Source organism: Streptomyces sp. DT190, assembly GCF_049846985.1.
Classification (GTDB): Bacteria; Actinomycetota; Actinomycetes; order Streptomycetales; family Streptomycetaceae; genus Streptomyces.
In genome coordinates, this window is record NZ_JBNCNM010000078.1 from 1 (window position 1) to 498 (window position 498).

Sequence of the window (498 nt, forward strand, 5' to 3'; positions counted from 1 at the left end):
GCGTGGACGGCCCGCGTCCGGCCAGGGGCGTTCCTCGGTCAGCAGTTCCACCGCGCCCGCCGTCCAGTCGACGTGCGGGCTCGGCGCGTCCACGTGCAGCGTCTTCGGCAGCATCCCGTGCCGCAGGGCCATCACCATCTTGATGACACCGGCGGCACCGGAGGCCGCCATGGTGTGGCCGATGTTGGACTTGAGGGAGCCCAGCCACAGCGGCCGGTCCTCGGGCCGGTTCTGGCCGTACGTGGCGATCAGCGCCTGGGCCTCGATCGGGTCTCCCAGGGTCGTACCCGTGCCGTGTCCTTCGACCACGTCGACCTCGGCCGGCATGACGCGGGCGTTGGCCAGGGCCTGTCGGATGACGCGTTCCTGGGAGGGTCCGTTGGGGGCGGTCAGGCCGTTGCTCGCCCCGTCCTGGTTGACGGCCGAGCCGCGGATGACGGCGAGCACGGGGTGCCCGTTGCGCCGGGCGTCGGAGAGGCGCTCCAGGAGCAGTACGCC

The 498-nt window shown here is 72.5% G+C and carries 1 pseudogene; it reads right to left on the reverse strand.

The features are described 5' to 3' along the window. Positions 1–498: pseudogene (locus ACPXCS_RS39680) on the reverse strand (hypothetical protein); the annotation flags it as partial.